Origin of the sequence: Propioniciclava sp. (assembly GCF_036744435.1) — a bacterium.
GTDB lineage: Bacteria > Actinomycetota > Actinomycetes > Propionibacteriales > Propionibacteriaceae > Propioniciclava.
On record NZ_DAIOIA010000156.1, the window covers coordinates 1 to 5,526 of the forward strand.

Genomic DNA, 5,526 nt, shown 5'->3' on the forward strand with positions numbered 1-5,526 from the left:
GCGTCGTCCGGGCCGTGGCCCCCGTCGCGATGGCCGTGGCGGCGATCGTCCCGAGCGCGGCGGGCGCCGCCGCGCCGAAGCCGCAGCCGAGGCCCCGGCGGCCGAGGCTCAGCAGAGCGAAGGAGCGTGACCCGATGCTGATTCCCCGTCGAGTCAAGTACCGCAAGCAGCACCACCCCAAGCGTGATGGCATGGCCAAGGGTGGCACCAAGCTGGCGTTCGGCGAGTTCGGTATCCAGGCGCTGGAGTCGTCCTACCTGACCAACCGCCAGATCGAGTCGGCCCGTATCGCCATGACCCGTCACATCAAGCGTGGCGGCAAGGTGTGGATCAACGTCTACCCGGACCGCCCGATGACCAAGCACCCCGCCGAGTCCCGCATGGGTTCCGGTAAGGGTTCCCCCGAATGGTGGGTCGCGAACATCAAGCCCGGCCGGGTGCTCTTCGAGCTCTCCGGCGTGGACGAGGAAGTGGCCCGCGAGGCCATGCGTCTGGCCATCCACAAGCTGCCCTTCAAGGCACGCTTCATCAAGCGGGAAGCAGGTGAGATCTGATGGCGCAGTCGCATGTCGCCGCAGACCTGCGCGGCCGTAGCCGCGAGGAGCTCAACACGTTGGTTGCGGAGCTGAAGGAGGAGCTGTTCACGCTCCGCTTCGCCGCCGCCACCGGTCAGCTGGAGTCCCACGGGCGCCTGCGCGAGGCCCGCAAGGACATCGCCCGGGTTTACACCGTGCTCCAGGAGCGCAACCTGGGCATCGTCCCCGACCCCGACGTCGAGAAGTAAGAGGACTCAACCATGAGTGAGACGGTCGAGCGCAACGCTCGCAAGGTCCGCGAGGGCCTGGTCGTGAGCGACAAGATGGACAAGACCATCACGGTCGCGGTCGAGCAGCGCGTCAAGCACGCCCTGTACGGCAAGGTCATGACCAAGACCCTGAAGCTGAAGGCCCACGACGAGGACAACGCCGCCGGCATCGGCGACCGCGTCCGCGTCATGGAGACCCGGCCGCTGTCGGCCACCAAGCGCTGGCGCCTCCTCGAGATCGTCGAGAAGGCCAAGTAGCACCCCGCCGGCGCCGAAGACGAGCTGACCCCGGATTGGAAACCCGACCAGCGAAGACCTTCGGCGCGCCACACGCGTGTGGCAGCCGGCATCAGTCCGCCAGGCCCGCAAGGGAACCGGCGAACCAAGGAGAGAAGCAATGATTCAGCAGGAGTCGCGACTCAAGGTCGCCGACAACACTGGTGCGAAGGAACTCCTTTGCATCCGTGTTCTCGGTGGCTCCAAGCGTCGCTACGCAGGCCTGGGCGACCGCATCGTCGCCACGGTCAAGGACGCCATCCCCGGTGGCAACGTGAAGAAGGGCGAGGTCGTCAAGGCCGTCATCGTCCGGACCACGAAGGAGACCCGTCGCCCCGACGGCTCCTACATCAAGTTCGACGAGAACGCGGCGGTCATCCTCAAGAATGACGGCGAGCCTCGCGGCACGCGCATCTTCGGCCCGGTCGGCCGCGAACTGCGCGACAAGAAGTTCATGCGCATCATCTCGCTCGCTCCGGAGGTGATCTGAGATGGGTAAGTCTCTTCACGTGAAGAAGGGCGACCTGGTCAAGGTGATCGCCGGATCCGACAAGGGCGTGACCGGCAAGGTCCTCAAGGTTTTCCCGAAGGAGAACCGCGTCATCGTCGAGAGCGTCAACCTGGTCAAGAAGCACACCCCGGCGAACCCGAACTCCTCGGGCGCGACCACGGGCGGCATCATCGAGGCCGAGGCGCCCATCCACGCGTCGAACGTCGCCCTGGTCGTCTCCGGTAAGGGGCCCAAGGCCAAGACCACCCGCGTCGGTCACAAGCGCGTCGAGGTGACGAAGACTCGCCCCGACGGCAGCACCTACACCGCCGAGCGCTCGGTCCGTATCGCCCGCGCCACCGGAGAGGAGATCTGAGATGGCTGAGTCCGTCAAGGAATTGCCCCGCCTGAAGCAGAAGTACCGCGAGGAGATCCGTCCCGCGCTGAACGAGCAGTTCTCGTACGCCAACGTCATGCAGATCCCCGGCCTGGTCAAGGTCGTCGTGAACATGGGTGTCGGCGAGGCTGCCCGCGACTCCAAGGTCATCGACGGAGCGATCCGTGACCTGACGGCGATCACCGGCCAGAAGCCGCAGGTGACCAAGGCCCGCAAGTCGATCGCCCAGTTCAAGCTGCGCGAAGGCATGCCGATCGGATGCCACGTCACGTTGCGTGGGGACCGCATGTGGGAGTTCGCCGATCGGCTGCTGACGCTGGCCCTGCCCCGAATCCGCGACTTCCGCGGGCTCTCGGCTCGCCAGTTCGACGGCCAGGGCAACTACACGTTCGGTCTCAACGAGCAGGTCATGTTCCACGAGATCGATCAGGACAAGATCGACCGCGTGCGCGGCATGGACATCACGTTCGTGACCTCCGCGACCACCGACGACGAGGGCCTGGCGCTGCTGCGTCAGCTGGGCTTCCCGTTCAAGGCTGCGGAGAATGACCCGAAGAAGGCCACCGCCCGCAAGCGCGCCTTCACTGGCTCCAAGAGCCAGATCAAGAAGCAGATGTCGAGGAAGTGAGCTGATCGATGGCTAAGACCGCACTGAAGGTCAAGCAGGCCCGCAAGCCCAAGTTCGCCGTCCGCGCATACACCCGCTGCAACAAGTGTGGGCGTCCGCGTTCGGTGTACCGCAAGTTCGGCCTGTGCCGCGTTTGCCTGCGTGACCTCGCTCACCGCGGCGAACTGCCGGGCATCACCAAGTCTTCTTGGTGACCTGCCCTCCCCCCACGAAACCTGGCGCTGAAGGTCCCCGAGCATTCCCGCTCGGGGAAACCACGGCGAGAAAGAGGCCGAACAAGCCATGACAATGACCGACCCAATCGCAGATATGCTCACGCGTCTGCGTAACGCCAACCAGGCGTTCCACGACTCGACCTCCATGCCGCACAGCAAGATCAAGGTGGGTATCGCCGAGATCTTGAAGCAGCAGGGGTACATCACGTCCTACGAGGTCATCGATCCCGCCGAGGGCGAGGTCAGCAAGACCCTGAAGGTCACCCTGAAGTACGGCCAGAACCGCGAGCGTTCGATCGCGGGCCTGCGCCGGATCAGCAAGCCCGGCCTGCGCGTGTACGCCAAGAGCAACGCGCTGCCGAAGGTGCTCGGCGGCCTCGGCGTCGCGATCATCTCGACGTCGCAGGGTCTGCTGACCGATAAGGAAGCATCGCGCAAGAGCGTCGGCGGCGAAGTGCTCGCCTACGTTTGGTGAGAGAGGAGCTGAACAGAACATGTCGCGTATTGGAAAGCTCCCCATCACCGTTCCGGCCGGGGTCGAGGTGAAGCTCGCCGGGCAGGATGTCGAGATCAAGGGACCCAAGGGGTCGCTGAGCCTGACGGTGTCCGAGCCCATCACGGTCGCCAAGAACGAGGCCGGCGAGATCGAGGTCACGCGCCCGGACGACGAGCGGGAATCCCGCTCGCTGCACGGCCTGACCCGCACGCTGGTCAACAACATGGTCATCGGTGTCACCGAGGGCTATGAGAAGAAGCTGGAGATCGTCGGTGTTGGTTACCGCGTCATCAGCAAGGGCCCCACGCAGTTGGAGTTCAACCTCGGCTTCAGCCACCCGGTGATCGTGGACGCCCCCGCAGGCGTTACCTTCGCCGTGGAGAAGCCGACCGCGTTCTCGGTGCAGGGCATCGATAAGCAGGTTGTTGGCGAGGTCGCTGCCAACATCCGCAAGCTGCGCAAGCCGGAGCCCTACAAGGGCAAGGGCGTGCGATACGCCGGCGAACACGTTCGCCGCAAGGTCGGAAAGGCTGGTAAGTGACGATGGCGATCTCCCTGTCGAACAACAAGGGCATGGGTGCTCGGACGAAGGCGCGGTTGCGCCGACAGGTCCGGGGCCGCAAGTCGATCTTCGGTACCACGGAGCGTCCGCGACTGGTGGTCACCCGCAGTTCGCGTCACATCGTGGCCCAGGTCGTCGACGACACCGTCGGCCGCACCCTGGCCTCGGCGTCCACGATGGAGGCCGACCTGCGGGCGGCGTCCGGCGACAAGAGCGCCAAGGCCAAGCAGGTCGGATCCTTGGTGGCCGAGCGTGCCAAGCAGGCGGGTGTGGAGAACGTCGTGTTCGACCGCGCCGGCAACAAGTACCACGGACGGATTGCGGCGCTCGCTGAGGGCGCCCGCGAGGCCGGCCTCGGATTCTGATCAGAGCGGAAAGGACAACAATGGCGAACGAAAACGCGAACGCCCGGGGCCAGCGCGGCACCGGCGGTGGCGAGCGTCGCGGCCGCGATGATCGACGTGGCCGGGACACCCGTGAAGAGAAGAGCCAGTACCTGGAGCGCGTCGTGACGATCAACCGCGTCGCGAAGGTCCATCAGGGCGGACGCCGCTTCAGCTTCACCGCGCTGGTCGTGGTGGGCGATGGCGACGGCAACGTGGGCGTCGGGTACGGCAAGGCCAAGGAGGTGCCTGCGGCGATCGCCAAGGGCGTCGAGGAAGCGAAGAAGCACTTCTTCCGCGTTCCCCGCATCCAGGGCACCATCCCGCACCCCGTCCAGGGCGAGAAGGCTGCCGGTGTCGTGCTCCTGCGTCCGGCCTCCCCGGGTACCGGCGTCATCGCCGGAGGCTCGGTGCGCGCCGTGCTCGAGTGCGCCGGGATCTCCGACGTGCTCGCGAAGTCGCTGGGTAGCCCGAACTCCATCAACGTGGTGCACGCCACGGTGGCCGCGCTGCAGCAGCTCGAGGAGCCCGAAGCGGTTGCTCGTCGCCGCGGCCTGCCCGTGGAGGACGTCGTTCCGGCGGCGCTGCTGCGGGCCCGGAAGGAGGGGGCGGCCTGATGGGCAAGCTCCGCATCACCCAGGTCAAGGGCGCCAACCGCGCCAAGAGGAATCAGTCTGAGACGCTTCGCACCCTCGGACTGAAGAAGATCGGTGACGTGGTGGAGCGTGAGGACACGCCGCAGTTCCGCGGCATGGCCAACACGGTCATCCACCTCGTCTCCGTCGAGGAGGTTGAGTGACATGGTGCTGAAGGCACATCACCTGCGCCCGGCACCCGGCGCCAAGACCGCCAAGACCCGCGTGGGCCGTGGCGAGGCGAGCAAGGGTAAGACGGCCGGTCGCGGTACCAAGGGCACCGGCGCGCGCAAGAACGTCCCCGCGGCGTTCGAGGGCGGGCAGATGCCGCTGCACATGCGGCTCCCGAAGCTGCGTGGCTTCTCCAACCCGTTCCGGGTGGAGTACCAGGTCGTGAACGTCGGCAAGCTTGCCGAGCTGTTCCCGGCCGGGGGCAAGGTCACCGTCGCCGACCTGGTCGAGAAGGGCGCCGTGCGCGACGGCCGTCTCGTCAAGGTCCTCGGCAGCGGCGAGGTGTCCGTGAAGCTGGACGTGGAGGCCGATGCCTACACCACGTCCGCCAAGGCGAAGATCGAGGCTGCTGGCGGCACCGCCACCGAGGTCTGAGCAACGCTACGTTCACGCCGACGGCGAGCATCC

The 5,526-nt window shown here is 66.3% G+C and carries 13 protein-coding genes; all 13 read left to right on the forward strand.

The window, feature by feature from the left end:
• Nucleotides 1-134: 134 nt before the first annotated feature.
• The 13 genes from rplP to rplO all read left to right on the forward strand — a co-directional run bounded on the left by rplP (nt 135) and on the right by rplO (nt 5,493).
• Nucleotides 135-554, forward strand: coding sequence for a 50S ribosomal protein L16 (rplP, locus tag V7E09_RS14135; RefSeq protein ID WP_324511718.1), 420 nt, complete (start codon nt 135-137; stop codon nt 552-554).
• Nucleotides 554-784, forward strand: a complete 231-nt coding sequence (gene rpmC, locus V7E09_RS14140) for a 50S ribosomal protein L29 (protein ID WP_324511717.1) — start codon at nt 554-556, stop codon at nt 782-784. Before rplP ends, rpmC begins: the two co-directional genes overlap by 1 nt.
• A 12-nt stretch (nt 785-796) precedes the next feature.
• A complete protein-coding gene (rpsQ, locus tag V7E09_RS14145; protein WP_324511716.1) occupies nt 797-1,063 on the forward strand; it encodes a 30S ribosomal protein S17 in 267 nt (88 codons plus the stop codon).
• A gap of 139 nt (nt 1,064-1,202) precedes the next feature.
• Nucleotides 1,203-1,571, forward strand: a complete 369-nt coding sequence (gene rplN / locus V7E09_RS14150) for a 50S ribosomal protein L14 (protein WP_324511715.1) — start codon at nt 1,203-1,205, stop codon at nt 1,569-1,571.
• Between the two features lies 1 nt (nt 1,572).
• Nucleotides 1,573-1,947 (forward strand): 50S ribosomal protein L24, encoded by a 375-nt coding sequence (gene rplX, locus V7E09_RS14155; protein ID WP_324511714.1) that lies wholly within the window; start codon nt 1,573-1,575, stop codon nt 1,945-1,947.
• Between the two features lies 1 nt (nt 1,948).
• Nucleotides 1,949-2,596, forward strand: a complete 648-nt coding sequence (gene rplE / locus V7E09_RS14160; protein WP_324511713.1) for a 50S ribosomal protein L5 — start codon at nt 1,949-1,951, stop codon at nt 2,594-2,596.
• 8 nt (nt 2,597-2,604) lie between these two features.
• Nucleotides 2,605-2,790 (forward strand): type Z 30S ribosomal protein S14, encoded by a 186-nt coding sequence (locus V7E09_RS14165; RefSeq protein WP_324511712.1) that lies wholly within the window; start codon nt 2,605-2,607, stop codon nt 2,788-2,790.
• Nucleotides 2,791-2,878: 88 nt separating this feature from the next.
• Entirely contained in the window at nt 2,879-3,286 is a 408-nt protein-coding gene (rpsH, locus tag V7E09_RS14170; RefSeq protein ID WP_324511711.1) for a 30S ribosomal protein S8, read from the forward strand.
• A gap of 19 nt (nt 3,287-3,305) precedes the next feature.
• The gene (rplF, locus tag V7E09_RS14175) at nt 3,306-3,848 is read left to right on the forward strand and encodes a 50S ribosomal protein L6 (protein ID WP_324511710.1); all 543 of its coding nucleotides are present in this window, start codon (nt 3,306-3,308) and stop codon (nt 3,846-3,848) included.
• A gap of 2 nt (nt 3,849-3,850) precedes the next feature.
• Complete coding sequence (gene rplR, locus V7E09_RS14180) at nt 3,851-4,234, forward strand: 50S ribosomal protein L18 (RefSeq protein ID WP_324511736.1); 384 nt, start codon at nt 3,851-3,853, stop codon at nt 4,232-4,234.
• Between the two features lie 20 nt (nt 4,235-4,254).
• Nucleotides 4,255-4,869 (forward strand): 30S ribosomal protein S5, encoded by a 615-nt coding sequence (gene rpsE, locus V7E09_RS14185; protein WP_324511709.1) that lies wholly within the window; start codon nt 4,255-4,257, stop codon nt 4,867-4,869.
• The gene (gene rpmD, locus V7E09_RS14190; protein WP_324511708.1) at nt 4,869-5,051 is read left to right on the forward strand and encodes a 50S ribosomal protein L30; all 183 of its coding nucleotides are present in this window, start codon (nt 4,869-4,871) and stop codon (nt 5,049-5,051) included. The genes rpsE and rpmD overlap by 1 nt, the downstream gene beginning before the upstream one ends.
• Before the next feature lies 1 nt (nt 5,052).
• Nucleotides 5,053-5,493 carry a 50S ribosomal protein L15 gene (rplO, locus tag V7E09_RS14195; RefSeq protein ID WP_324511707.1) on the forward strand — a complete coding sequence of 147 codons (441 nt, stop codon included), beginning with the start codon at nt 5,053-5,055 and terminating at the stop codon, nt 5,491-5,493.
• The last annotated feature ends 33 nt before the right edge of the window (nt 5,494-5,526 follow it).